At 59.7% G+C, this 25615-nt stretch carries 23 protein-coding genes and 1 pseudogene; 12 read left to right on the top strand and 12 right to left on the bottom strand.

Annotated elements, in window-relative coordinates; all coding sequences use genetic code 11:
• Positions 1 to 116: 116 nt before the first annotated feature.
• The 3 genes and pseudogenes from LA321_RS07375 (at position 117) to LA321_RS07385 (ending at position 2775) form a co-directional block, all read left to right on the top strand.
• The gene (locus tag LA321_RS07375) at positions 117 to 1088 is read left to right on the top strand and encodes a LysR substrate-binding domain-containing protein (protein ID WP_042025300.1); all 972 of its coding nucleotides are present in this window, start codon (positions 117 to 119) and stop codon (positions 1086 to 1088) included.
• A 103-nt stretch (positions 1089 to 1191) separates the two neighbouring features.
• Positions 1192 to 2031: a PfkB family carbohydrate kinase gene (locus tag LA321_RS07380; protein WP_042025299.1), complete on the top strand. Its 840-nt coding sequence runs from the start codon at positions 1192 to 1194 to the stop codon at positions 2029 to 2031.
• Between the two features lie 289 nt (positions 2032 to 2320).
• Positions 2321 to 2775 (top strand): annotated as a pseudogene (locus LA321_RS07385) (Rrf2 family transcriptional regulator).
• Positions 2776 to 2831: 56 nt separating this feature from the next.
• Here the strand turns inward: LA321_RS07385 and LA321_RS07390 are convergent.
• Positions 2832 to 3356 (bottom strand): ferredoxin-type protein NapF, encoded by a 525-nt coding sequence (locus LA321_RS07390; protein ID WP_042072556.1) that lies wholly within the window; start codon positions 3354 to 3356, stop codon positions 2832 to 2834.
• Positions 3357 to 3496: 140 nt separating this feature from the next.
• Between LA321_RS07390 and LA321_RS07395 the strand changes: the two genes are divergently transcribed.
• Together LA321_RS07395 and rmuC are read left to right on the top strand one after the other, a co-directional pair.
• Entirely contained in the window at positions 3497 to 3712 is a 216-nt protein-coding gene (locus LA321_RS07395; protein ID WP_042072553.1) for a hypothetical protein, read from the top strand.
• On the top strand, positions 3709 to 5049 hold the full coding sequence (rmuC, locus tag LA321_RS07400) for a DNA recombination protein RmuC (protein WP_042072552.1): 1341 nt from the start codon (positions 3709 to 3711) through the stop codon (positions 5047 to 5049). The genes LA321_RS07395 and rmuC overlap by 4 nt, the downstream gene beginning before the upstream one ends.
• 110 nt (positions 5050 to 5159) lie before the next feature.
• Here the strand turns inward: rmuC and LA321_RS07405 are convergent, their stop codons facing one another.
• From LA321_RS07405 to glnA, 6 genes are all read right to left on the bottom strand, one after another.
• Complete coding sequence (locus tag LA321_RS07405; RefSeq protein WP_042072626.1) at positions 5160 to 5831, bottom strand: class I SAM-dependent methyltransferase; 672 nt, start codon at positions 5829 to 5831, stop codon at positions 5160 to 5162.
• Between the two features lie 155 nt (positions 5832 to 5986).
• Complete coding sequence (gene add / locus LA321_RS07410) at positions 5987 to 6988, bottom strand: adenosine deaminase (protein WP_042072550.1); 1002 nt, start codon at positions 6986 to 6988, stop codon at positions 5987 to 5989.
• A 142-nt stretch (positions 6989 to 7130) separates the two neighbouring features.
• Entirely contained in the window at positions 7131 to 8549 is a 1419-nt protein-coding gene (gene glnG, locus LA321_RS07415; RefSeq protein WP_026456605.1) for a nitrogen regulation protein NR(I), read from the bottom strand.
• 9 nt (positions 8550 to 8558) lie between these two features.
• Complete coding sequence (gene glnL, locus LA321_RS07420; RefSeq protein WP_042072548.1) at positions 8559 to 9614, bottom strand: nitrogen regulation protein NR(II); 1056 nt, start codon at positions 9612 to 9614, stop codon at positions 8559 to 8561.
• Positions 9615 to 9694: 80 nt separating this feature from the next.
• Positions 9695 to 10273 (bottom strand): DUF4124 domain-containing protein, encoded by a 579-nt coding sequence (locus LA321_RS07425; RefSeq protein WP_042025292.1) that lies wholly within the window; start codon positions 10271 to 10273, stop codon positions 9695 to 9697.
• A gap of 115 nt (positions 10274 to 10388) precedes the next feature.
• On the bottom strand, positions 10389 to 11798 hold the full coding sequence (gene glnA, locus LA321_RS07430) for a glutamate--ammonia ligase (RefSeq protein ID WP_026456606.1): 1410 nt from the start codon (positions 11796 to 11798) through the stop codon (positions 10389 to 10391).
• A 354-nt stretch (positions 11799 to 12152) separates the two neighbouring features.
• Here glnA and typA point away from each other — a divergent pair, with 354 nt between their 5' ends.
• The gene (gene typA, locus LA321_RS07435; protein WP_026456607.1) at positions 12153 to 13964 is read left to right on the top strand and encodes a translational GTPase TypA; all 1812 of its coding nucleotides are present in this window, start codon (positions 12153 to 12155) and stop codon (positions 13962 to 13964) included.
• A 190-nt stretch (positions 13965 to 14154) separates the two neighbouring features.
• Here typA and LA321_RS07440 read toward each other — a convergent pair whose 3' ends face one another.
• From LA321_RS07440 to def, 5 genes are all read right to left on the bottom strand, one after another.
• A complete protein-coding gene (locus tag LA321_RS07440) occupies positions 14155 to 15597 on the bottom strand; it encodes a TrkH family potassium uptake protein (protein WP_042072547.1) in 1443 nt (480 codons plus the stop codon).
• A gap of 96 nt (positions 15598 to 15693) precedes the next feature.
• Positions 15694 to 17070: a Trk system potassium transporter TrkA gene (gene trkA / locus LA321_RS07445; protein WP_042025290.1), complete on the bottom strand. Its 1377-nt coding sequence runs from the start codon at positions 17068 to 17070 to the stop codon at positions 15694 to 15696.
• Positions 17071 to 17157: 87 nt separating this feature from the next.
• A complete protein-coding gene (gene rsmB, locus LA321_RS07450; RefSeq protein WP_042072546.1) occupies positions 17158 to 18450 on the bottom strand; it encodes a 16S rRNA (cytosine(967)-C(5))-methyltransferase RsmB in 1293 nt (430 codons plus the stop codon).
• 45 nt (positions 18451 to 18495) lie between these two features.
• Positions 18496 to 19440, bottom strand: a complete 945-nt coding sequence (fmt, locus tag LA321_RS07455) for a methionyl-tRNA formyltransferase (RefSeq protein WP_042072544.1) — start codon at positions 19438 to 19440, stop codon at positions 18496 to 18498.
• Positions 19441 to 19452: 12 nt separating this feature from the next.
• Complete coding sequence (gene def, locus LA321_RS07460; protein ID WP_026456707.1) at positions 19453 to 19965, bottom strand: peptide deformylase; 513 nt, start codon at positions 19963 to 19965, stop codon at positions 19453 to 19455.
• Between the two features lie 108 nt (positions 19966 to 20073).
• Between def and LA321_RS07465 the strand changes: the two genes are divergently transcribed.
• The 6 genes from LA321_RS07465 (at position 20074) to hemF (ending at position 25526) form a co-directional block, all read left to right on the top strand.
• Positions 20074 to 21165 carry a LysM peptidoglycan-binding domain-containing protein gene (locus LA321_RS07465; protein ID WP_042072543.1) on the top strand — a complete coding sequence of 364 codons (1092 nt, stop codon included), beginning with the start codon at positions 20074 to 20076 and terminating at the stop codon, positions 21163 to 21165.
• A gap of 1 nt (position 21166) precedes the next feature.
• Positions 21167 to 22282, top strand: coding sequence for a DNA-processing protein DprA (gene dprA / locus LA321_RS07470; protein ID WP_042072542.1), 1116 nt, complete (start codon positions 21167 to 21169; stop codon positions 22280 to 22282).
• A complete protein-coding gene (locus LA321_RS07475) occupies positions 22275 to 22748 on the top strand; it encodes a DUF494 family protein (protein WP_042072540.1) in 474 nt (157 codons plus the stop codon). The genes dprA and LA321_RS07475 overlap by 8 nt, the downstream gene beginning before the upstream one ends.
• Before the next feature lie 55 nt (positions 22749 to 22803).
• Complete coding sequence (locus LA321_RS07480; protein WP_082043443.1) at positions 22804 to 23361, top strand: DNA topoisomerase family protein; 558 nt, start codon at positions 22804 to 22806, stop codon at positions 23359 to 23361.
• Between the two features lie 594 nt (positions 23362 to 23955).
• A complete protein-coding gene (locus LA321_RS07485; RefSeq protein WP_042072538.1) occupies positions 23956 to 24516 on the top strand; it encodes a Sua5/YciO/YrdC/YwlC family protein in 561 nt (186 codons plus the stop codon).
• A gap of 101 nt (positions 24517 to 24617) precedes the next feature.
• Entirely contained in the window at positions 24618 to 25526 is a 909-nt protein-coding gene (hemF, locus tag LA321_RS07490; RefSeq protein WP_042072537.1) for an oxygen-dependent coproporphyrinogen oxidase, read from the top strand.
• Positions 25527 to 25615 lie beyond the last annotated feature (89 nt).

Consider the following 25615-nt stretch of genomic DNA (forward strand, 5'->3'; position numbering starts at 1 on the left):
GTAGCAAAATGAAGGATCAAGCGCTGCGATGTCGGCCATGAATGATACACTGGCCGCCCTTTGTGGCGGCCAGTTTGTCTGGCTTGAACGCCGCGCCAGCCTGAGAGGGTGAAGCCTTGAAACTACAGCAATTGAAGTACTTGATCGCGATTCGGGACCATAACCTCAATGTCTCGGTGGCGTCGGATGCGCTCTATACCAGCCAGCCCGGGGTCAGCAAGCAGATCGGCCTGCTGGAGAGCGAACTGGGTGTGCGGATCTTCGAGCGCCGTGGCAAGCACCTGCACCGCATCACTCCGGTCGGGGAGGAGATTATCAAGTGTGCCGAGGCGATGCTCAACATAGAGAGCAAGATCAAGGCGATCTCCCGGGAGTATCTGGATCCGACCGTGGGCACCCTCAATATTCACACCACCCACACCATCGCCCGCTATCTGCTGCCAAAATCGGTCACCTATTTCACCAAGAAGTACCCCAAGATCTCGTTCCACCTCCATCCCGTGATGTCGGCCAGCAAGGAGCAGATCAGCAAGGGGTATTCGGATTTTTCCATCGTGGCTCACGAGATTGGCTTCGACAAGGAGCTCATCGCCCTGCCCGCCTACCTCTGGACCCTCTCCCTGGTGGTACCGCAGGATCATCCGCTGGCCAGGGTGAAGAAGCCGACCCTGGAGCAGCTCTGCCAGTATCCCATCCTCAGCTACGAGAGTGGTGCAACCGGCCGTCAGGTGCAGGACGACGCGTTTCAGGCCGCGGGCCTCTCGCCGAGCTACTACATGACGGTGATGGATGCAGGGGTGATCAAGCGTTATGTGGAGCTGGGCTTTGGCATCGGCATCATCTCGTCGCTGGTGGCCAACGATACCGACAGCCCCGGGCTGGTCTCCATCAATCTGGAGCACCTGTTCAAACCCTGCCCGGCGCAGATCTGTTTCAGCAAGAGCATCCTCTTGCAGAACTACATGTATGACTTCATCAGCTCCTTCTCGCCCCACCTCACCAAGGAGGTGATCCAGAATGTGATGCAGCAGCCGACCCAGGCGCGCATCGATGAGCTGATGGCCGGGGTGGAGCTCCCCATCTATTGATCCGGATCGGATCCTGACCCTGTGCCGGTTGCACCTCTGGGCTGGCTGAGCTCTACTCTGGGCTCTGCCCGTGCCGTTTTCAGACTCGTCGTTAGAGGTCGCTATGTCCCGGATTCTTCTGCTTGCCAATCTCAACTGTGATCATGTGCTCTCCCTCTCCGAACCCCTGGTGGCCGGTGCCCGTCTGCAATATGTGGATCAGGGGCGCAGGCTGGGTGGCGGCGCCGCCAACACCGGCATCGGGCTGGTCTGGGCCGGTCATGAGGTGACTATCGCCTCTCGCATCGGGCTGGACGAGACGGGGGACTGGCTGCTGGAACAGGCGGCCGGTTACGGGCTGGATTGCAGCCACGTGGAGCGCTTCGGCGGCGAGACCGGCGAACTGCTGATCCTGGTGGATGCCACCGGCGAGCGCACCATCCTCAGGCGTCCCCGGCGCCCGGATCTGCCCGGCGACATGCCGTTGGAGGGAGTGGACTGCCTCTATGTGAACTATCCGGGCACCGCTATGGTGGGTTATATGCGTCAGATGCTCGGCAAGAGCTTCGTGGTAGCCCAGTACCCCAAGGGCGGGCAGGTGCGCCGCCCCTGCCACGTGCTGATCGCCTCCCGCTCCGATCTCGGGGAGGTGGGCGATCCCTGGCAACACGCCCGCCAGCTGGCCGGGGAGCAGTTGGAGTGGCTGGTGCTGACGGAAGGCAAGGCCGGTGCCGTGGCCATTCATGACGAGGAGCAGATCCGGGTGGCGGCGCGGCCTGTCTCCGTGGTCGATACCACGGGGGCGGGGGATGCCTTCGCCGGCGGCCTGATCCACGGGTTGGCGCGGGGCATGGCAATCGAGGAGGCTCTGCAGTGCGCGGTGGATTGGGGCGCCTTTGCGGTCGCCTCCGAGAGCTCCATCCCTTCCCTTGCCCTCAAGAAATGGCTGAAACAGCCCCACTGAAAGTTCCCCTGACAAGGGGCGAACGCGAGAGCTGGCAGTGTGCCAAGTTCTGGAAATTTCCCCGCCATAATGCCACCAAACGCCGGGATAACCCGGCAAGTTTGCGATCAATCAAAGAAAGTGTCGATTTATGTGCATCTTCATCGACACCCGGTGGTGCTGCTCTTAACCTGTCATTCCGCAACTCAGATTAAGAGACAGGCCCGCACAGGCGACGCGGTTGTCTCCTGCCTCTTAGCTCAATGTTGTCGTCCTGATTTCTGGCTTGTAGTAAGAGGCAAGTGCGACCATGCAACTGACACGATTTACCGACTATGCCCTGCGTACCCTGACCTTCCTGGCCGTCCAGCCGAGCGATCGCCTGTCGACCATCACCGAAGTGGCCGACACCTTCGGTATCTCCCGCAACCACGTGGTCAAGATAGTGCACCAGCTCGGGATCAAGGGGTACATAGAGACGGTACGTGGCAAGCATGGCGGTATCCGCCTTGGCCGTGCGGCGGTATCCATCAATCTGCGGGACGTGGTGATGGACATGGAGCATGTGCTCTGTCCGGTCGACTGCAAGCGCGAGAACTGCCGCCTCTCCGGTGGCTGCCGCATTCAGGGGATCCTGCGTCGCGCCATGAACGCCTTCCTGGAAGTGCTGGGTGAGTACACCCTGGCCGATGCGGTACGCGATCCCACCCCCGTCTGTGCCACCTGCTGGGCATAGAACAGGAGTCCATCCTGGCGATGGCGTGATCCGAAACGGGAACGAACAAGACATAAGAGGGGCCTTTGCTGGCTCCTTTTTCGTATCAGCGGTTGCCCGGCTGGCGGATCAGGGTGATGGCACCGTGCAGGCAGGCCAGTCCGCAGGCGCCACAGCCGTCGCACGCCTCCATGTTGACGCTGACTCCATCGGCGGTGGCCTTGATCGCCTGCTGGGGGCAGGCATCTTCACACAGCAGGCAGTAGAACCCCTGACGGGCCTGGCAGCTGGCCTCGTCGATCTGGACCCGGGTCTGCACCTGGCGTCCCAGCTGCAGGTCGAGGGCGCCGGTGGGGCAGGCTCTGGCGCAACTGCCACAGTAGCTGCACTGGCCGCATTCGAGATCCAGCACCGGGGTGCCGGCGATCGGGCTGCCTTGATATTTTTCCTGGGAGGCGGGTTTGAGCAGGCCGCGCGGGCATGCCTTGAAGCACTCACCGCAGCGGGTACAGAGGGAAAGATACTGGGATTCCTCGATAGCCCATGGCGGGCGTGCTTCCTGGCACACTACGGCGGGTGCGCGGGAAGCCTGCCAACCTTGTGTCAGCCAACGGAGGAAATAATGAGTCATGCCCACCCCTAATACCTATTAGGGGTTAATTTTATCGGAGTTTCTGAACGCAGGCCAGAGAATAGCGGCCGTCAGGATCGCAAGGGCGGTTGCCCTTGTGTAAGCTAGGCGGGTCTTTTTGCGTGACTGAATGAAAACATATGTGGTTATTTCTCTGGCGTGCCTCCCTGCTGTATGTGTTTCCTCTGCTGATGTGGATCTACTGTCGCATCAAGGGTATCGAGTTTGTCGAGCTTGATGCCGGCGTCAACATGCACAAGTGGGTGGTGCTGGCCGCCTATCTCCTCTATGTGGTGATCTGGTTGCTGGCCAACCGCTATCTTGAACTCTTTCTGCGTCAACGGAGTCGCAAATGATCGAGCCCGGGCTCTGGGAGATCCTGCTGCCTGCCGCCGTGCTGGCCCTGGGGATTGGCTGGCTGGCTGGGCGCCGCGCCAGTGCCGCCCAGGCCAGGGAGCTGTTGCTGGCTCAGGAGCGTTATCAGGCGCTGCAGGATCGTTTCGACGAGCTGCAGGATGAGCGGATGCTGGGCCAGCAGAAGCTGGATCAGCAGCAGACCCTGCTGATCAAGCTCACCGCCCGTCTCAAGGATGCCGAGGCGACCCTGCGCAGCGAGCGGCTGGCTGCCGCTGAGAAGCTGCAGTTGCAGCAGGAAGCGGAGCAACGCCTCAGCCAGCAGTTCGAAAATCTCGCCAACCGCATCTTCGAGCAAAACTCGGGCAACTTCCGCGAACTGAATCAGAACAGTCTCGATCTGCTGCTGACACCGCTGAAAGAGCAGCTCGAGGGCTTTCGCCGTCAGGTAGGGGAAACCCACGCCCAGGAAACGGCCCAGCGTCACAGCCTCAAGTTCGAGCTGGAGCGTCTCGCCGAGCTCAACGCTCGCATGACCGAAGAGGCGGCGGCCCTGACCCGCGCCCTCAAGGGGGACAGCAAGCAGCAGGGTAACTGGGGCGAGGTTGTGCTGGCCCGCATCCTGAGCGAATGCGGCTTGCGCGAAGGGCACGAGTACCACACCCAGGTCAATATCGAGGTGGACAAGGGCAAGCGCTATCAGCCTGACGTCATCGTCCACCTGCCGCAGGAAAAAGACATCATCATCGATGCCAAGGTGTCGCTGACCGCCTACGAGCGCTGGTACAACAGCGACGACGAGCTGGAGAAATCGGTCGCCCTCAAGGAGCATGTAGCCTCGGTGCGCAACCATATCCGCGAGCTGGGCCGCAAGGATTACCAGCAGCTTCCCGGGGTGCGTACCCTCGACTATGTGCTGATGTTCGTCGCAGTGGAGCCCGCCTTTCTCACCGCCCTCGAAGCGGATCCCTCGCTGGTGCGCTACGGGCTCGATAACAACATACTGCTGGTGAGCCCCACCAACCTGATGGTGGCGCTGCGCACCATCGAAAATCTGTGGCGCTACGAACGGCAGAACCAGAATGCCCGTCATATCGCCGAGCGCGCGGGGCGTCTCTACGAGAAGCTGCGGTTGTTTGTCGAAGAGATGCAGCAGATGGGCGGCAGCCTGCACAAGGCGCAGGAGAGCTATGACAAGGCGATGGGGCGGCTGGTCAATGGCCGTGGAAACCTGATTGCCCAGGCCGAGCGTTTTCGCGAGCTGGGGGTGGAGGTAACCAAGACCCTGCCCGAGCCGCTGGTGGAGCGGGCGCTGGAGCGCGACCAGGCGCGGGATTAATCGCTCACTTTCTTCGGCGTCAGCCAAGCCCAACCATGCCCGCTATGCACTCCAGGGGAGTGGAATCATACGCGATGGCTTGCCAGCGTCTTCATTACCAGGGGAAATAGTCATGGCTGTTTTTTCAAAATAGCCAAGTAATTACCATCGTCCTCCTTATGAAGTATTTCAGTTGAGAAGCCATATATTTCGCCCTGGTGGCGCAATGTGTCCTGATCGATATCCAGCCAGCTGACAGTTTCATCATATTCATCTTTATATTCAAAGGAGAGTTTTCGTATTGTCGTCAGGTTGGTTGTGCCGTTAGTCGAGTTCAGAATGAGCCGGCCATTTGTCGACAGATATTGATGGGCAAGAGAGAGAAAGCAAGCGAGCATGGGAAGGCTCCCCACCGCGCCTATGCTACGGCCCAAAAGCAACCATGTATCGAATTCTGCATCGAAACGGGCGGAAAAGATGTCCGCGTTGATGACCCTATTGACCCCTCTCCAATGCATCACTTCACAAGCCAATGGTGATATGTCCAACGCGGTCACATCGCGGCGATGCTTTTGCAGGAATAGCGAGTGTTCACCTGCCCCCGCGCCTATATCTAAAATACGTCCACAACACAGGGACAAGGCTAAACGATCAATGGCATAGTAATCTGCCGGTCGAAAAAATATAGATAATGGGAGACGGTATGATTCTTGTCCCTCAATATTAATTTGTAGCATCTCATTACCTTGATTCAGGTAGTGATCTCGTAGAGCCTTGCCGAATATATCCAGATTCTTTCCCATGGCTATGTCTCCCCTCATGCCAAACTCGGCCAAGATATCTCATGTTGTCGATATTGAATTTGTGGAGAGCACGATGTTTTTGAAACTATGAGTCGTCATAGCCAAATAAAAACGGCCCACCGAAGTGGGCCGTTTTTATTTAAATGGGAAGCTAATCAGCGATTGGCAGCGCGGGCGCTCAGCTCGGCTTTTTCGGTATCGCTCAGGAAGGCCAGGGTCAGGCCATTTTGCTGGGCGGTGCGGATCTCGCTCGCCGTCATGCCGGCGGCCGGGGCGGCTACCTCGTATTCGTAGGGCAGATCGATGCCTTCTACCGCCGGATCGTCGGTGTTGAGGCAGACCAGTACGCCGGCGGCCAGGAACTGGCGGATCGGATGCTCGGCCAGGCTCGCCACCGTGGTGGTCTGCAGGTTGGAGGTGAGGCAGGACTCGATGCCGATGCGGTGCTCGGCCAGATAGGCCATCAGGGCCGGATCCTGAATTGCCTTGACGCCGTGACCGATACGCTCGGCACCCAGCTCGCGAATGGCTTGCCACATGCTCTCGGGGCCTGCGGCCTCACCGGCGTGCACGGTGACGCGCATGCCGGCATCCCGCACCTGGCGGAAGTGATCGGTAAACAGCTCGCCCGGGAAACCCAGCTCGTCGCCGGCCAGATCGATGGCGACTAGCTTGTCGCGATGGGCCAAGCAGGCTTCCAGCTCGCTGCGGCACTGTTCGGTGCCGAAGGTGCGGCTCATGATGCCGATGAGGTTGGTCTTGATACCGAAATCGCGGCTGCCGGCGGCCACGCCGTCGATGACGGCTTCCACCACTCCTTGCGGGTGCAGCTTGTGGGCCATCGCCATGTAGGCGGGGCTGAAGCGCAGCTCGGCATAATCGATGCCGGCGCGCAGCAGATCTTCCACGTTTTCGTAGGCGACCCGGCGACAGGCGTCATAGTCAGCCAGCACGGCCACGCCCCAGTCCAGCTTCTTCAGGAAGGCGACCAGGCTCGGCTCGTTCTCGACGATCTGGACGTGGGGGCGCAGCGCCTCCAGCTCATCGGCAGGCAGCCGGATATTGTGCTGACGCCCCAGCTCGAGGATGGTCTGCGGGCGGATGTTGCCGTCCAGATGGCGGTGCAGGTCGGTCAGGGGGAGAGATCTGTCAATCATGATGTCGCCTTCTTCGAGTCGGGGTTGAAAGCCTGCCATTCTAGGGGGGGCTTTCAAAAAAGATACCCCGTTTGAAATCAAACGGGGCTCTTGTTGCGCAATGATTTACCAAGGCGTGATGGGAATCGTTTTTCCTCTGGACTCAGGAGAGGTCGAGTTCTTTCAGCTTGCGGGTCAGAGTGTTGCGACCCCAGCCGAGCAGGCGGGCGGCCTCCTGCTTGTGGCCGTGGGTATGTTCCAGCGCTGTCTCCAGCATGATCCGTTCGAACTGGGGCATGGCATCCGCCAGGATGTCGATCTCCCCCAGCGCCAGCTTGGCGGCCACCCACTCCTGCAACTGCTGTTGCCAGCCGCCGGACAGGGCTGGCTGGCCCGGCTCGGCGGTATTGGTGATGGGGGTGAGCAGCTCGGTGGGCAGGTCGCTTACCAGCACCTCCTGCCCTGAGGCCATCACGGTGAGCCAGCGGCAGACGTTTTCCAGCTGACGGACGTTACCCGGCCAGGGCAGGCGGCTGATGTAGGCCTGAGTATCCGGATGCAGGCTCTTGGCTTCTACGTTCAGCTCCTTGGCAGCGCGCAGCAGGAAGTGGCGGGCCAGCTGGGGGATATCCTCGCGGCGCTCCTTGAGGGCCGGAATATGGATGCGGATGACGTTGAGGCGATGGAACAGGTCTTCACGAAACTCGCCGTCGGCGACCCGTTTCTCCAGGTTTTGGTGGGTGGCGGCGATGATCCGCACATCTACCTGCACCGGCTGATGGCCCCCGACCCGGTAGAACTGGCCATCTGCCAGCACCCGTAGCAGTCGGGTCTGCACATCAAGGGGCATGTCGCCTATCTCGTCGAGAAACAGGGTGCCGCCGTCGGCCTGCTCGAAGCGGCCGTGACGGATGTTGTTGGCGCCGGTGAAGGCTCCCTTCTCGTGGCCGAACAGCTCTGATTCGATGAGATCTTTCGGGATGGCCGCCATGTTGAGGGCGATGAAATTCTTGTGGGCGCGAGGGCTGTGCTTATGCAGGGCATGGGCGACCAGCTCCTTGCCGGTGCCGCTCTGGCCGTTGATGAGCACCGAGATGCTGGAGCGCGACAGGCGGCCGATGGCGCGGAACACCTCCTGCATCGCCGGCGCCTCGCCGATGATCTCCGGGGTGCTGCTGGCCTCCTGCTGGCGTGCCTTGCGCTTGGTGCGCTGCTCCTTGAGGTGATTCTCGGCGCGCCGAACCAGGGCCACGGCCTCGTCGATGTCAAACGGCTTGGGCAGGTATTCGAAGGCGCCGCGCTGGTAGGCGTTGACCGCGCTGTCGAGATCCGAGTGGGCGGTCATGATGATGATGGGCAGGTCGGCCTGACGGCGGTGGATCTGCTCCAACAGGCTCAGGCCGTCGATCCCGGGCATCCGGATATCGGAGAGGATCACATCGGGCGAGCGCAGCTCCAGGGCATGGAGCAGGGCTTCGCCATCGGCGAAACTCTCGCAGGTGAAGCCTTCGCTGCCGAGGGTGCGCTCCAGCACCCAGCGGATAGAACTGTCGTCATCGACGATCCACACTTTGGCGGTCATGGTGGTCCCTTACTTGCGAAGCGGTAGAAAAATGGTGAATTCGGTATGACCCGGCCAGCTGATGCAGTCGATCCGCCCCTTGTGCTGATCGATCAGGTTCTGGGCGATGGAGAGACCGAGCCCGGTGCCCCCCTCCTTGCCGGTGATCATGGGATAAAACAGGGTGTCGCGGATGGCATCGGGAATGCCGGGGCCGTTGTCGATGATCTTGATCTCCGCCGCGAGCCGGTAACGCTGGCCGTGGATGGTGATCTGGAAGGCGGTGCGGGTCTTGATGCGAATAAGGCCGGTCTGATCGCCGATGGCTTCGGCGGCGTTGCGCACCATGTTGAGAAACGCTTGCTGTAGTTGGTCCGGCTCCATCTCGAACTCGGGAATGCTGGGATCGTAATCTCGCTCGATGCGTACCGAGGGGGGCAGCTCCAGCTCCACCAGACGGCGCACCTGCTCCAGCACCGAGTGGACATTGTGCATCTGGTGGCGACCGGGGCGCTGGGGGCCGAGCAGGCGATCGACCAGTACCCGCAGCCGGTCGGCCTGCTCGATGATGATGCCGGTGTATTCGCGCAAGGAAGGATCTGGCAGTTCCTTTTGCAGTAGTTGGGCTGCGCCGCGCAGACCGCCGAGGGGGTTCTTGATCTCGTGGGCCAAGCCGCGAACCAGCTCCTTGGCCGCCTGCTGCTGGGCGTGTTGCTGCTGCTCTTGGCTGATCTTCTTCTGCTGATCGATCTTACGCAGCTCCACCACCAGGAGTCGCTGCTCGTGATCGGCCATGGGGGTGGCGCTGAGCTCCACCAGGCGGGGCTCCCCTTCCACCACCAGGGTGACTTCGCTATCGGTGAAGCCCTGCCCCGAGATGAGGCAATGCTTGAGCCGCTGTAGATCGAGGGAGATATGCTCCAGCAGGTGGGGCAGTTCGATGCCGATCAGTCGCCGTTCACTGAGGGAGAGCAGCTGTTCGGCCGCCGGGTTGACGAATTGAATGCTGAGCCGCTCATCCATGAGGATCACGGCGGTCAGCAGATTATCCAAGAGTGTCTTGGCACTATCCGAGCGGGTTGACACAGGTTTCTCCCTAAAACGGTGCTTTGCACCTGTAATGCACCGATATGGTGCATTGAGTTTACCCGCATCGGTGCGCTATATCACCCCTGATTGGCCTTTGGGGTGGGTTTGGGAGCCGCAGCCACACTCGCTCTATGCAGGTAAAAGGTGACTGGAGTGGATTTAGCAAGGATCGTACCGTCTTTGGCGAGCAGCTCTAGTTGTGCCTCGTGGGCGCCGCGATCGAGGTTTTCAACCCGGATCGCCAGGCTGTTGCTGACGATGGGAGCGGCCTTGCCATCAAGTTTCAGGCGTACGTCATATTGCGTCGGCGGCTGGGGGGTGATCTGTCCCTGAAATACTATGTTGCCGGTGTTGTCGCGCAAGGTGCTGCCTTGTTCGGGGGAGAGCAGCTCAATGACCAGCTTGGCGGCCTCCTGCTCTTTCTTGGCATCGGCGCCGGTCAGGGCGTTGAAGTTCTCCACCTGCACCGAACGGGGCGAGCTGCCGATGAGGGGGGCCGTGCGCAGATCGACCTCCTGGGCCTTCTTGCCGGGGGGCGGTGCATCCGTGTAGTGGGTCACGCCATTGCCATCAACCCAGGAATAAACCTTGGCGGCCTCGGCACCGGCAGTGATCAGCAACAGGGTGAGCGTCCATGCGATGTAGCTTCTGTTCATCCATCTCTCCTTGACGGTATTTTGCTTAATCCTATCAGAGAAAAAACCCGCCAGATGGCGGGTTTTGTCACGATTAGGCAAGCTGGCCGGATTTAAACGGGCAGACTGTCCGGGTTTAGACGGAGTAGTACAGCTCGAACTCCAACGGGTGCGGGGTCATGCGTACGCGGTCAACGTCCTGTTGCTTCAGCTCCAGGTAGGAGTCGATGAAGTCGTCGCTGAACACGCCACCACGGGTCAGGAACTCGCGATCGCTGTTCAGGGCTGCCAGGGCTTCGTCCAGAGAACCGGCTACGGTCGGCACTTCTGCGGCTTCTTCCGGCGGCAGATCGTACAGGTTCTTGTCCATGGCATCGCCCGGATGGATCTTGTTGATGATACCGTCCAGACCGGCCATCAGCTGGGCCGCAAACGCCAGGTACGGGTTGGCAGCCGGGTCCGGGAAGCGCACTTCGATACGACGGGCTTTCGGGCTCGGTACCACCGGGATACGGATGGAAGCTGAGCGGTTGCGGGCGGAGTAGGCCAGCATGACCGGGGCTTCATAGCCCGGCACCAGACGCTTGTAAGAGTTGGTGGTCGGGTTGGCGAAGGCGTTGATGGCCTTGGCGTGCTTGATGATGCCGCCGATGTAGTGCAGGGCCATCTCGGACAGACCGCCGTACAGGTCGCCGGCGAACAGGTTGACGCCGTTCTTGGCCAGGGACTGGTGGCAGTGCATGCCGGAGCCGTTGTCACCGAACATGGGTTTCGGCATGAAGGTGACGGTCTTGTTGTAGGCGTGGGCCACGTTGTGGATCACGTACTTCAGCACCTGTACTTCGTCAGCCTTCAGGGTGAGGGTGTTGAAGCGGGTCGCGATCTCGTTCTGACCGGCAGTGGCCACTTCGTGGTGGTGAGCTTCAACAACCTGGCCCATCTCTTCCAGCACCAGACACATGGCGGCACGGATGTCCTGGGAGGAGTCAACCGGGGCAACCGGGAAGTAGCCACCCTTGACGAAGGGACGGTGACCCTTGTTGCCGTGCTCGTAGTTGGTACCGGAGTTCCAGGCAGCTTCTTCGGATTCGATCTTCACGAAGCTGTGGCCCATGGTGTTGGAGAAGGTGATGTTGTCGAACATGAAGAATTCCGGCTCCGGCCCGAACAGCACGGTGTCGGCGATGCCGCTGGACTTCAGGAAATCTTCGGCACGCTTGGCGATGGAGCGCGGGTCGCGGTCATAGCCTTGCATGGTGGCAGGTTCCAGCACGTCACAGACTATGTTCAGAGTGGTCTCTTCGGTGAAGGGATCCAGTTTGGCGGAGGCCGGGTCCGGCATCAGTACCATGTCGGACTCGTTGATGCCTTTCCAGCCGCCGATGGAAGAACCATCGAACATCTTGCCGTCTTCGAAGAAATCTTCATCAACCTGATGAGCAGGGATGGATACGTGCTGCTCTTTACCCTTGGTATCGGTAAAGCGCAGATCAACAAACTTGACTTCGTGTTCCTGGATCAGGGCCAAAACGTTCTGGGCTGACATGCTAAGTAACCTCCGGTGTTAAAACTCTTTTGGGTGAATGCGTCGTCGTATTCACATAAGCCAGTATCGTGCCAAGTTTGTGACAGCTTGATTTCAGGGCAGTCCCGGCAGGATGGCTCCCCAAAAGTAGGCGCTTTCGCGTCGAAATGCATCAAATTAGTGCGGCGCTGGATCGTTTTGGTGCACTGAAATGGTGCGCAATAACGGAGTCACGAGGCGCCCAAGCAGGCTTTGTGGGGCGGGTCTATGATCCAGATCCGTTGATGTGCGCGAATGTACTGCAATTCTGCTAGGCAGATCACAAAGGCGAGAGTACAATTAGCGCCCAATTTTACCCGGTGTATTGAGGCGAGAATGTTAGATAATTTACGCAATATTGCGATTATTGCGCACGTTGACCACGGCAAAACCACGCTGGTGGACAAGCTGCTGCAGCAGTCCGGTACCCTGGACCGCTCCACGGAAGGTCAGGAACGGATCATGGACTCCAATGATCTGGAACGGGAACGTGGCATCACCATTCTCGCCAAGAACACTGCGATCCGCTGGAACGACTACCGCATCAACATCGTGGATACCCCAGGTCACGCCGACTTCGGTGGTGAAGTTGAGCGCGTACTCTCCATGGTTGACTCCGTGCTGCTGCTGGTTGACGCGGTAGACGGCCCGATGCCGCAGACCCGTTTCGTGACCCAGAAGGCATTTGCCCAAGGTCTGAAGCCGATCGTGGTGATCAACAAGGTTGACCGTCCGGGTGCCCGTCCTGACTGGGTAATGGATCAGGTATTCGACCTGTTCGACAACCTGGGTGCCACCGACGAGCAGCTGGACTTCAAAGTTGTTTACGCCTCTGCACTGAACGGTTGGGCCACCATGGATCTGGACACTCCGTCCGAGAACATGGAACCCCTGTTCCAGGCCATCGTCGACAACGTGGAAGCGCCGAAAGCTGACACCAACGGCGCATTCCAGATGCAAATCTCCCAGCTGGACTACAACTCCTACGTGGGCGTTATCGGTATCGGCCGCATCACCCGTGGTCGCGTCAAGACCAACCAGCAGGTGACCGTGGTCGGCGCCGATGGCAAGACCCGTAATGGCAAGGTTGGCCAGGTGCTGGGTTACCTGGGTCTGTCCCGTACCGAAGTGACCGACGCGCAAGCGGGCGACATCATCGCCATCACCGGTCTGGGCGAGCTGAAGATCTCCGACACCATCTGCGACACCGGTGCCGTTGAAGCGCTGCCGCCGCTCTCCGTTGACGAGCCGACCGTGAACATGACCTTCCAGGTCAACACCTCGCCGTTCGCCGGTAAAGAAGGCAAGTTCGTGACCTCCCGCAACATCCTGGAGCGTCTGAACCAGGAGCTGGTCCACAACGTGGCCCTGCGCGTGGAAGAGACCGATGATCCGGACAAGTTCCGCGTATCCGGTCGTGGTGAACTGCACCTCTCCATCCTGATCGAAAACATGCGTCGCGAAGGCTACGAGCTGGCGGTATCCCGTCCGGAAGTTATCCTGCGCACCGTCGATGGCGAACTGCAAGAACCGTTCGAAACCGTAACCGTGGACGTGGAAGAAGCACACCAGGGTTCCGTCATGGAACAACTGGGTCTGCGTAAAGGCGAAATGACCAACATGACCCCGGATGGCAAGGGCCGTGTTCGCCTCGACTTCATGATCCCGAGCCGTGGCCTGATCGGCTTCCAGACCGAGTTCATGACCCTGACCTCAGGTACCGGTCTGCTGTACCACACCTTCGACCACTACGGTCCGCACAAGGGTGGCAACATCGGTGAGCGTCAGAACGGCGTGCTGATCTCCAACGCAACCGGCAAGGCCCTGACCTACGCCCTGTTCGGTCTGCAGGACCGTGGTCGTCTGTTCATCGGTCACGCGACCGAAGTGTACGAAGGCCAGGTGATCGGTATCCACTCCCGCTCCAACGACCTGACCGTCAACTGCCTGAAGGGCAAACAGCTGACCAACATGCGTGCCTCCGGTACCGACGAAGCCCAGGTGCTGACTCCGCCGATCCGCATGTCTCTGGAACAGGCCCTCGAGTTCATCGACAACGACGAGCTGGTAGAAGTGACTCCGAAGAGCATCCGCATTCGCAAGAAGTTGCTGACCGAGCTGGATCGCAAGCGCGCCGGCCGTGGTTGATATGATGCGTTGAGTGGCCATGGCTACTCCACGCTGGCAAGCGGGCCCAAACCTCTGGTTTGGGCCCGCTTTTATTGTCTGGCACTGCTATGTTCAACCCATGCATTACTGATGGCGCGGCAGGGCAGTGGATAAACAAAAGCCGCGGGTCGTGAGACTCGCGGCTTTTTTATTGCCTCGTCGGTAGCGTTTACTGGCGCCAGAACGAGGGGAAGAAGAGCACGGCGACGGTCAGGATCTCGAGGCGTCCCAACAGCATGCCGAACGACATCAACCACTTGGCCGAATCGGGCAGGCTGGCGAAGTTGGTGCTGGGACCGACCACAGGTCCCATCCCGGGGCCTACGTTGGCCACCGCCGTGATGGCGCTGGAGATGGAGGTGAGCGGATCCAGCCCGATGGCGCCGAGCAGGGCCGCGATCACCAGTATGATGGCGAAGTAGGCCAGCACGAAGGAGATCATGGAGCGGATGATGGCGTCATTGACGGTGCGGCCGTTGTATTTCTGTGGAAACACCGCGGAGGGGTGCATCAGCTGGCGCATCTGCTTCTTGAACAGGGCGAAGGCAACCTGAATACGGAATATCTTCAGCCCCCCTGCCGTCGAGCCGGAGCAGGCCCCCAGCGCCAGCAGCACGATGAAGAGAATGCTGGTGAGTGGCCCCCAGGTGCCGAAGTCGCCGAGGCCGTAACCCGTGGTGGTGAGCACCGAGACGATATTGAAGCTGCTGATGCGCAGGGCGTCCCAGAAATCGAATACGTCCCGCTGCCACAGGTAGAGGGTCATGATGAGGGTGACCCAAACCACCAGCCAGAAGAAGCCCCGTACCTGGGCATCCTTGAACAGGCTGTAGTCCCTGTGATTGAGGCTCTGCACATAAAGCAGGAAGGGCAGGCCGCCCAGGAACATGAAGACGGTACCGATCCAGTGGGCAGAGGGGGAGAAGTGGGACATGGATTGGTCAGAAGTAGAGTAGCCACCGGTACTCAGGGTAGTCATGGCGTGGTTGACCGCCTCAAACATGGTCATGCCGCTCGCCCAGTAGGCCATGAAGCAGAGCATGGAGAGCACCAGATAGACCACGACGATATTGTTGGCCACCGTTTTGGCGCGCGGGGCGCTCTTGTCGGACCAATCCGAGCTTTCGGTCTGGAACAGCTTCATGCCGCCGACGTTGAGGTAGGGCAGTACCGCTACCGCCATCACGATGAAACCGACCCCGCCGAGCCACTGCAGGATGGATCGCCACAAGAGGATGCTATGGGCCATGTTGTCGAGCCCGGAGAGCACGGTGGAGCCGGTGGTGGTCACTCCCGACATGGTCTCGAAGTAGGCGTCGGCAAAGGTGATGTGAGTGATGAAGACGAAAGGCAGGGCGCCGAAGACGCAGGCCACCACCCAAACCGAGGTGGTAAGCAGAAACATCTCCCGTACCCCGAGGTGAAACTCCGCCTTGCGACCATAGTGGAGGCAGAGCAGGGCGGCGCCATGGGTGATGAGCACCGACTTGAGAAATTCGACGAAGCCTTCGGAGCCGGTCAGCAGTGCCAGCAGGGTGGGCAGCCACATGAAGAGCGCCAACTTGGAGAGCACCAGCCCGAGGGTGAAGATGATAGGTCGCAGCTTGATCATGCCGGATAACCTGGTCGTTGATTAAAAAAAGACCCGGACCATTCCTTTGGAGGAAGCAGGCCGGGTCGGATTTGGCTGTCTGTACGCATTTGAACGTTACAGGAAGAAGGGGCTTGGCTGGAACAGCCGCTCTACTTCCGGAATGTACTTCTTGTCCACCAGGAACATGACCACATGGTCATCTTGCTGGATCTGCGTACGGTCGTGGGCGATCAGTACTTCATCTCCCCGTACCACGGCTCCGATAGTAGTGCCGGGCGGCAGCTTGAGCTCGCCCACCGTCTTGCCCACCACCTTGGAGGTGTTCTCGTCGCCGTGGGCGATGGCCTCGATGGCCTCGGCGGCACCGCGGCGCAGGCTGTAGACGTTGGCGATATCGGCCCGTCGCACGTGGGTCAGCAGGGCCGAGATGGTGGCCTGCTGGGGCGAGATGGCGATGTCGATGGAGCCACCCTGCACCAGATCCACGTAGGCGCCGCGCTGGATCAGCACCATGGTCTTCTTGGCGCCCATCTTCTTGGCGAGCAGGGCCGACATGATGTTGGCCTCGTCCTCGTTGGTCACCGCGATGAAGACGTCGATCTGGTCGATGTGCTCCTCGGCTAGCAACTCCTGATCCGCCGCATCGCCGCAGAAGACGATGGTGTTTTCCAGCAACTCGGAGAGCTGCTCGGCCCGCTTCAGGTTGCGCTCGATGAGCTTGACGCTATAGCGCTTCTCCAGCTGGCGAGCGAGGCCGGCGCCGATATTGCCGCCCCCGACGATCATGATGCGCCGGTAGGGGCTCTCGAGTCGCTGCAGCTCCGACATCACGGCACGGATATGGCCGGCGGCGGCGACAAAGAAGACCTCGTCATCCGCTTCTATGATGGTGGTGCCTTGCGGGCGGATGGGGCGTCCCTGACGGAAGATGGCAGCCACCCGGGTCTCGATGTTGGGCATGTGTTCACGCAGGGTGGAGAGGGCATTGCCCACCAGCGGGCCGCCATAGTAGGCCTTGACCGCCACCAGGCCAACCCGGCCGCCGGCGAAATCCACTACCTGCAGAGCCCCCGGATATTCGATGAGGCGCCGCACATAGTCGGTCACCAGTTGCTCGGGGGCGATCAGGTGATCCACCGGCACGGATTCCGGCAAGAACAGACGATCCCGTTCGGTCAGATAGGCCGGCGAGCGGATCCGCGCCACCTTGTTCGGCGTGTTGAACAGGGAGTAGGCCACCTGGCAGGCGATCATATTGGTTTCGTCGCTGTTGGTGACGGCTACCAGCATGTCGGCATCCTGGGCCCCAGCCTCGCGCAGCACCTTGGGGTGGGCGCCGTGGCCATTAACCACCCGCAGATCGAACTTGTCCTGCAACTCGCGCAGCCGCTCGCTGTCGGTGTCGACGATGGTGATGTCGTTGTTCTCCCCGGCCAGGTTCTCGGCCAGAGTGCCGCCGACCTGGCCGGCGCCCAAAATGATGATCTTCATACGGACCGTTTACTCACGTTGGTGCGGTAAAAGGGGCCGCCAGCACAGGCCAGGCGGGACTCCCGAATGATGCCGGACATGCCGGGCTCACTGCTTGATCAGCTTGGCATAGTAGAAGCCGTCCATCTCGGCCTCGCCCGGCAGGAACTGACGCCCCGGGCACTCCGGCGTGTCCTCTGCGTGCAGTGGCATCAGGGTGGCATCCGGCGTTGCCGCCAGGAAGGCGCGGATCTGTTCGCGATTCTCCTCCGGCAGTACGGAGCAAGTTGCGTAGAGCAGGGTACCGCCGCTCTTCAGCTTTGCCCAGAGTGCGTTGAGGATGCGGCGCTGCAGCTCGGCCAGCTCACGGATGTCCTGATCCCGGCGCAGCCACTTGATGTCGGGGTGACGGCGGATGACGCCGGTCGCGGAGCAGGGGGCATCCAGCAGGATGCGATCAAACTGCCCCCCTGGCCACCACTGTTCCGGCGCGCTGGCATCGCCGTGGATCACTTGGGCGGTGAGGCCGATGCGCTCCAGGTTTTCCCGTACCCGAGTCAGGCGGTGTTCGTCGGCATCTACCGCGACAACGCCTGCCAGCTTGGGTTGGCGCTCCAGCAGGTGTGCTGTCTTGCCGCCAGGGGCGGCGCAGGCATCCAGCACCCACTCACCCGGCTGCGGGTCGAGCAGGGCTGCGGCCTGTTGGGCCGCGCCATCCTGTACCGAGCAGTCACCCACCTCGAAACCGGGTAGCTTCGCCACGTCGCAGGGGCGTTCCAGCAGGATGCAATCCTTACCCTCTTCACCAGCTACCGCATTGATGCCGGCTTCGGCCATGCGCGCCAGCATCTGGTCGCGGCTCTGGCGCTGGCCGTTGTTGCGGATCCACATGGGAGGGCGCTGGTTGTTGGCCTCCATGATGAATTCCCACTCGTCGGGATAGGCCTGACGCAGGCGCTTGGTGAGCCACTCGGGATGACCGAGGCGAATACTGGGGACGCGGTCGATGCGCAGCAGAATGACTTCGGCGCTGCGCTGGAAGTTGCGCAGCACGCCGTTGATGAGGCCGCGCAAGGAAGATCCCTTGAGCAGCTTGACGGCATTGACGGTCTCGGCCACGGCGGCGTGGGCCGGGATGCGGGTGTAGATAAGCTGGTAGAGGCCGACCAGGATCAGGTAGTGAAAGATGCGGCTCTTGTTTTTGAGCGGTTTGTCCATCATCTCGCCGACCGCCGCATCGAGGCGGGGCAGCCAGCGCAGGGTGCCGTAGCAGAGTTCTTGCAGGAGGGCGCGATCGCGAGGCGCAACCTTCTCTTGAGCAGCAGGCAGTACGGCTGAGAGGGACTGGCCCTGATCCAGCACCTGTTGAATGACGAGAGCGGCCTGTGCACGTGTTTTCATATGATTACCTTAGATGCGCAAGTCGGGGCCTGAGCCCCGCTTGTTTCAATTCAATTGCGTGCCGGGTTCAAACCAGTCGCGGCGAGAGTTGAGCAGATCCGTGACGGACATGGCTTTCTTGCCGGGCGGTTGCAAGGTCAGCAGGCGCAGCACACCCTTGCCGGTGGCGATATCGATCCCCTGCTTGTCGGCCTTGAGCAGGGTACCGGCACTCTGGCCGTGTTCGTGCTCGATGACCTCGGCCTGCCACACCTTGATGGTCTGGCCGGCGACCTCGCACCAGCTGATGGGCCAGGGATTGAAGGCGCGGATGCAGCGCTCGATGGCGACGGCGTCCATCGTCCAGTCGATGCGGGCCTCTTCCTTGGAGAGCTTCTGGGCATAGTTGGCCAAGGCATCGTTCTGTGGCTCGGCAGTCGTGTTGCCGGCAGCCATGGCATCGACGGTGTCGACCAGTGCCTGCGGGCCCAGCTCTGCCAGCTTGTCATAGAGGCTGGTGGAGGTCTCGTCGGCTGCGATGGGGCAGCTCATCTTGCGGATCATGGCGCCGGTATCCAGCCCCACATCCATTTGCATGATGGTCACGCCGGTCTCGGCATCGCCAGCCCAGATGGCACGCTGGATAGGTGCAGCACCACGCCAGCGCGGCAGCAGGGAGCCATGCACATTGATGCAACCCAGACGCGGGGTATCGAGCACGGCCTTGGGCAAGATCAGGCCATAGGCCACCACGACCATCAGATCGGCGCCCAGTGACGCCAGTTCAGCCTGCGCCTCTTCGTTGCGCAGGGAGGCGGGCTGGTAGATCGGCAGATTATGGGCGATGGCCAGTTCCTTGACCGGGCTGGCGGTGAGTTTCTGGCCGCGGCCGGCCGGCTTGTCCGGCTGGGTGTAAACGGCGACGACCTCATGGCCGGAAGACAACAACGCCGCCAAGTGACGGGCGGCGAAGTCGGGAGTACCGGCAAAAATCAGTTTCAACTTATTCAATGCAGCAGATCCTCAAAGGGCTTTGCGATCTTCTCGGGCCATTTTTTCCAGCTTTTGGCGGATGCGCTGGCGCTTGAGCGGCGACAAGTAATCCACAAAGAGTTTGCCCATGAGATGATCCATCTCATGCTGGATGCAGATGGCGAGCAGATCGTCGGCCTCCAGTTCAAAGGGCTTGCCGTGACGATCCAGAGCCCGGATCTTGACCTGTTCGAAACGGGGAACCAGAGCCCGGCTGCCCGGGACGGAGAGGCAGCCTTCTTCGATACCAGTGCTGCCACTCTGCGCAATTATCTCCGGGTTGATCAATACCAGAGGATGTTCACGGTTTTCAGAGACATCGATCACTATGATGCGCTGATGAATGTCGACCTGAGTCGCGGCCAAGCCAATGCCTTCCTCCGCGTACATGGTTTCGAACATATCATCTACAATCTGTTGTAACTCGGGTGTAAAGGTCTCGACAGGGGCTGCGATTGTACGCAGACGCTCATCGGGGAAACGCAATACATCTAGAATGGCCATAGTTTTTTCTTTAGTTTCGTATAAATGCAGTCAATATTGGCGTAATTCTAGTCATTTACGCCGACAAAAAACAGCAACACTTTGCGCGCAGAAGTAACAGGGAGTGTTATGTATCTGAAGCAAACCATCTTTGCCTGCCTGCTGGCCACCGTGAGTCAGGGCATTCTGGCCGATCAGCTGAAGCTGAAAGCAGGCTACCCCGAGAGCTATGTGGTGCAGAAAGGAGACACCCTGTGGGATATCTCCGGCAAGTATCTGGCCGAGCCCTGGCTCTGGCCCCGTCTCTGGAACATCAATCCGCAGATTGCCAATCCGCACTGGATCTACCCCGGTGATGTGCTGCACCTGAGCTGGGTCAATGGCGAACCACGCTTGGGCAAAGCGACGCAGGGGGGCAAGCAGGTCATCCGCCTCAGCCCCAAGAGCCGCTACGAGAACAAGGCCAACCCGATTCCCACGCTGCCCATCAGCGAGATAGGCCCCTTCTTGCAAACCGATCATATTCTGGCGGATACCCGCCAGCAGAAGAGCCTGCCTTATGTGCTGGGGTCGGACAAGAAACATATTGGCATGCTGGAGGGGGATACCCTCTACGTGCAAGGGGGTCTGGTTCCGGGCCAGAATTATGGCATCTATCATCCCGGCGTCATCTACAAGGATCGCGAAACGGGTGAATTGCTTGGCCAGGAAGCGATTTTTGCTGGCACGATCCGTGCCGTGGCCCGCCTGGATGGCAACCGGACCGAGGCAACCCTCACCCATAACCAGCGTGAAGTCATGCAGGGTGACAAGGTGATGGTATTGCCCGAGCAAGAGAGCCTGCCCGCGGTCTTTATGCCCAAGGCTGCGCCGACCATTACCCCTGGCTATATTGTTGACTTGCCAAACAAAACGCGCGGTGGTGGCAAATTTGATGTGGTGCTCATCAACAAGGGAAGCCGGGATCTGCTGGCGGCGGGGGATGTGCTGGACATACGTCGCCCGGGGGCTGGATTGGTGACCAAGAATGGCAAGGTGCAGTACAGAGAGCTGTCATCTGTCTATGACAAGGTGTTTCACAGCAACAACCGCAAAGCGGCTCTGCCTTCTGAAGCCATTGCCAGAGTCATGTTGTTCAAGGTGTATGACAAGCTGAGTTACGGTCTCATCATGCAGAGCAACGACATGGTGAGTTCGGGTTATCAGGTTACCCATTTCTGAGGTGAACTATCCCGACGGGCGGCTGGCCCTCTGGCTGACATTGGAAGCCGTCACGGGGATCGGCCCTGTGACGGCTTCTCGTTTGCTGGAACGGGTGGGTGGCGACATCCTGACATTGTTTGAGAGCGATGAAGCCAGTCTGCATGGCATGGGGCTCTCTTCCGAGCAGATCAGACAGTTAAGATGGCCATCACCGGTTGTTGAAGGGGGGCTGAGGTGGGCCTGTGATCCCGGTAATCATCTTGTTCCTCGTGATCATCCGGCCTACCCGGCTTTGCTGGGTGAAATCCCGGCGGCCCCCTTGTTGCTCTATTGTCGTGGTGATTTGTCAGCCCTGGTGTTGCCGCAGCTGGCCATGGTCGGCACACGTCATCCTACCTATGCCGGCAAAGACAATGCAGCGCGTCTGTGTGCAGAGCTGGTAACGTGCGGGCTGGCGATAACCTCAGGATTGGCACTGGGGATCGATGGCGTCTGTCATCAGCAGGCCTTGACGAGTGGCGGTGTCACACTTGCCGTATTGGGCTCTGGCCTTGACTGCATCTATCCCAAGCGTCATCAGGGGCTGGCGGTTAATATTCTGGAGCGTGGTGGTTTGCTTGTCTCCGAGTTTGCGCCGGACAAGGGGCCGCTTGCCGAGCATTTTCCTCGCCGTAATCGCATTATCAGCGGCCTCTCTTTGGGGACTCTGGTGGTGGAGGCAACCGAGCAGAGTGGCTCGCTGATCACCGCTCGTCATGCGCTTGAGCAGGGGCGCGAGGTTTTTGCGGTTCCCGGTGCCCCTCAAAATGAACAAGCGACGGGCTGCAACAGATTAATTCAACAAGGTGCCAAACTTGTGCTGAATGCAGCCGATATAGTGGAAGAGCTGCCCATGTTGATGGGATCCTGGCAAAGGCAACGAGTGGCTCCTGCGCCACAGATTAATAGCGAATTGCCTTATGCCGATTTGTTGGATAACGTAGGTTATGAGACCACGAGCGTGGATACCGTCGCCGAACGGGCTCAGCTCCCTGTCGAAGTGGTACTGGGCAGGTTGGTGGAGCTGGAACTGGCCGGGGCAGTGATGGCGGTAGCCGGTGGATACGTCAGAACGAGGAGGGCGAATCATGTTTGATGTATTGATGTACCTTTTCGAGACCTACATCCACAGCGATGCAGATGTGATGGTGGAACAGGACGAGCTCACCGACGAGTTGAGCCGTGCCGGTTTCGACAAAGACGAGATCGAAAAAGCGCTCAGCTGGCTGGAGCGGCTGGCCAATCTGCATGATAGCGAGCGGGAGGTGTACGTCTCCGCCAGCGCGCAAGGTTCGATGCGTATCTACGCCCCGCAAGAGCTGGCTCGCCTCAGCACGGAATGTCGTGGCTTCCTGCTCTTCCTGGAGCAGGCTCAGGTACTGAATGCCGAAACCCGTGAAATCTGCATCGAGCGCCTGCTTGAGCTGGACAAGCCGGATATCGAGCTGGATGACCTGAAATGGGTTGTCATGATGGTGCTGTTCAACGTCCCCGGCAGTGAAAACGCATATCAGCAGATGGAAGAACTGGTGTTTGACGAGTCAGACGGCGTCATCCACTGACAGTCCGCCGCCGCGCTGGTAGAATCTGGAGCATCTGGATTTCAAGGCGCGGCACATGTCAAAAATCGATCACCACCTCTTCTCTGCCCATGAGCATGCGTTCGAGCGCGAGCCCTGCCCGCAATGTGGCGCCGAGCTGGTGATCCGTCAGGGCAAACATGGCTTGTTTCTTGGCTGCTCCGCCTACCCTTCCTGCGACTATATCCGCTCCCTGACGCCATCCGGTCGTGATATCGAAAAAGTGCTCGAAGGTTCCGTCTGCCCGGATTGCGGTCATCCCCTGGCGATCAAAAAGGGGCGTTATGGCCTGTTTGTGGGATGCACCCAGTATCCAGCCTGCCAGCATATCGAATCCCTGCAGGAAAGTGATGACACCCAGATCCTGTGTCCTGATTGTGGCAAGGGGCATCTGGTGAGCCGAACCTCTCGCTATGGCAAGCAGTTTTACTCCTGTGATGCTTACCCCCATTGCAAATATGTGGTGAACGACAAACCTATCCCCATGCCATGTCCCGAGTGTGGTTGGGGCATCATGGTAGAGAAAAAAGTGAGGGGTGCGTTGCGCTGGGTGTGCCCGCAAAAGAAATGTGGCCATCAAAGTGAGCGGTTATAAGTCCGCTGCACAACCAGGTTGCAGCATTGCTAGTAAATTCAATTCCTTAGGTTAGTGTAATACCTGCCATACATAGCCCTTCGTTACCGTATCACTGGGTTCTGATCCAACCTTTCCCGTAATGCAGACTGCTTTCGATAAGCTCAACTCGTTTGAGATCAAGGCTGCAGTCAGCGTCATCTCCGTACTCTGCCAGTCATCTCTCGGTCGGTGACCGACCTAGAGGCCCGTGGCTGCCAGGTCTCAATATGTGCCATTGGCCGAGCGGTTCAGCAGACAGGTCATTGCCGGCATCGCGCCCGCTCCATGATGGGGGTTCCCATCGATAGTGGTTTACTCAAAGAGCTGGTTGCTCAGATGCTGGTGGTGAGGGATGATGCGTGGGCAGCCAAGGGTGTGCCAAACGCCAGCTCAAGGTCGAGGAGATGGTAGCCAGGGATGCCGCACTGCAAGTACGACTCAACGTAGATTAAATGATGTGGCTGTTATCCGATTGGGCGTATTTTCCTCTCTGGAAAGTGCAATCACAGCGGTGGCGGTCATGTAACAGGTTTAACCCAATGATGAGGTGGCAGCCCGACTGCCGCATGTATTATGTCCAACGAATTTCAACTCGCCGTTGCCGCCCTTCGCCAGGAAGGGGTGATTGCCTATGCCACCGAGGCCGTATTTGGTCTGGGTTGTGATCCTGATTCCGAGCCGGCGGTCCAGCGCTTGCTGGCCATCAAGCAACGTCCGGTGGAGAAGGGCCTTATCCTGATCGCAGCCGACCTGGCGCAGTTGCAGGATTATATCGACCTGGATCAGCTGAGCGATGAACAGCGCCAACGGGTCGAAGTGAGCTGGCCTGGCCCCTTTACCTGGATCATGCCCGCCAAACCAAATACCCCCTCATGGTTGACTGGCCAATTCGATACTCTGGCTGTTCGGGTGACGGCACATCCTCAGGTGCAGGCCCTGTGCCGTGCTTTTGGCAAACCGCTGGTCTCTACCAGTGCCAACTTGACCGGTGAGGAGCCTGCCCGCCGGGTGGCGGATATCGGAGAATTGCTGGCCAGTCAGCTGGCCTATATTCTACCCGGAGAAGTTGGTGGTCAGGCGAATCCATCAGAAATCAAGGATGCCAGAACCGGCGCCATCATCCGGGCTTCCTGACCCGGGTGGTGAACCTGGCTTGGCTATGACGGGCGTCGAGGGCGCCACAATCGCACAATAACAAGGACAGGGCGAACAGATCCTGCCTCACTGGAGACAAGATGAGCAAACCGGATGTGGCCAAGGTCAAGGCCTTCCTGTTGCAGCTACAGGACGAAATCTGTCGTGGTCTGGAACAGGCCGATGGCACTGGACACTTTGTTGAGGATGCCTGGTTGCGCGAGGGGGGCGGCGGTGGCCGTACCCGGGTGCTGCGCCATGGCGCCGTCATTGAGCAGGGTGGGGTCAACTTCTCCCACGTTTATGGTGATGCGATGCCGGCATCGGCGACTGCCCATCGTCCCGAGTTGGCGGGGCGCCGGTTCGAAGCCATGGGGGTGTCGCTGGTGATCCACCCGCACAACCCCTATGTGCCGACCAGTCATGCCAATGTCCGGTTTTTCATTGCCGAGAAAGAGGGTGAAGAACCCATCTGGTGGTTCGGGGGCGGTTTCGATCTGACGCCGTTTTACCCGTTCGAAGAGGATGTGCGGCACTGGCATCAGATATCCCATGATCTTTGCCAGCCCTTTGGCGAGGAGATTTACCCCGAGTTCAAGGCGTGGTGTGACCGCTATTTCTATCTCAAGCATCGCAACGAGACACGTGGGGTAGGAGGCCTCTTCTTCGATGACTTGAATCGTTGGCCGTTTGCCGACTGTTTCGCCTTCATGCAGGCGGTGGGCCGAGGCTATCTCGAGGCTTATCTGCCGATTGTCGAGCGACGCAAGGCCTTGCCCTATGGTGAGCGGGAGCGAGAATTCCAGCTCTACCGACGTGGCCGCTATGTAGAGTTCAACCTGGTTTATGACCGTGGCACCTTGTTCGGGTTGCAGACAGGGGGGCGTACCGAATCCATCCTGATGTCGATGCCGCCTCTGGCGCGCTGGGAATATGACTGGCAGCCTGCTGCAGGTAGCCCGGAGGCCCTGCTCTACAGCGATTACCTCACGCCTCGAGAGTGGCTGTGACAAAAGGGGCCGCCTGCGGCCCCTTTCTGTTGCCGAGATTCGGCTTGTCCCTGAGAGGGAAAACCCGTTAAATCGGGACATCGCCCTCT

This window comes from Aeromonas enteropelogenes (genome assembly GCF_020097295.1).
In the GTDB taxonomy this organism is placed as follows: domain Bacteria; phylum Pseudomonadota; class Gammaproteobacteria; order Enterobacterales; family Aeromonadaceae; genus Aeromonas; species Aeromonas enteropelogenes.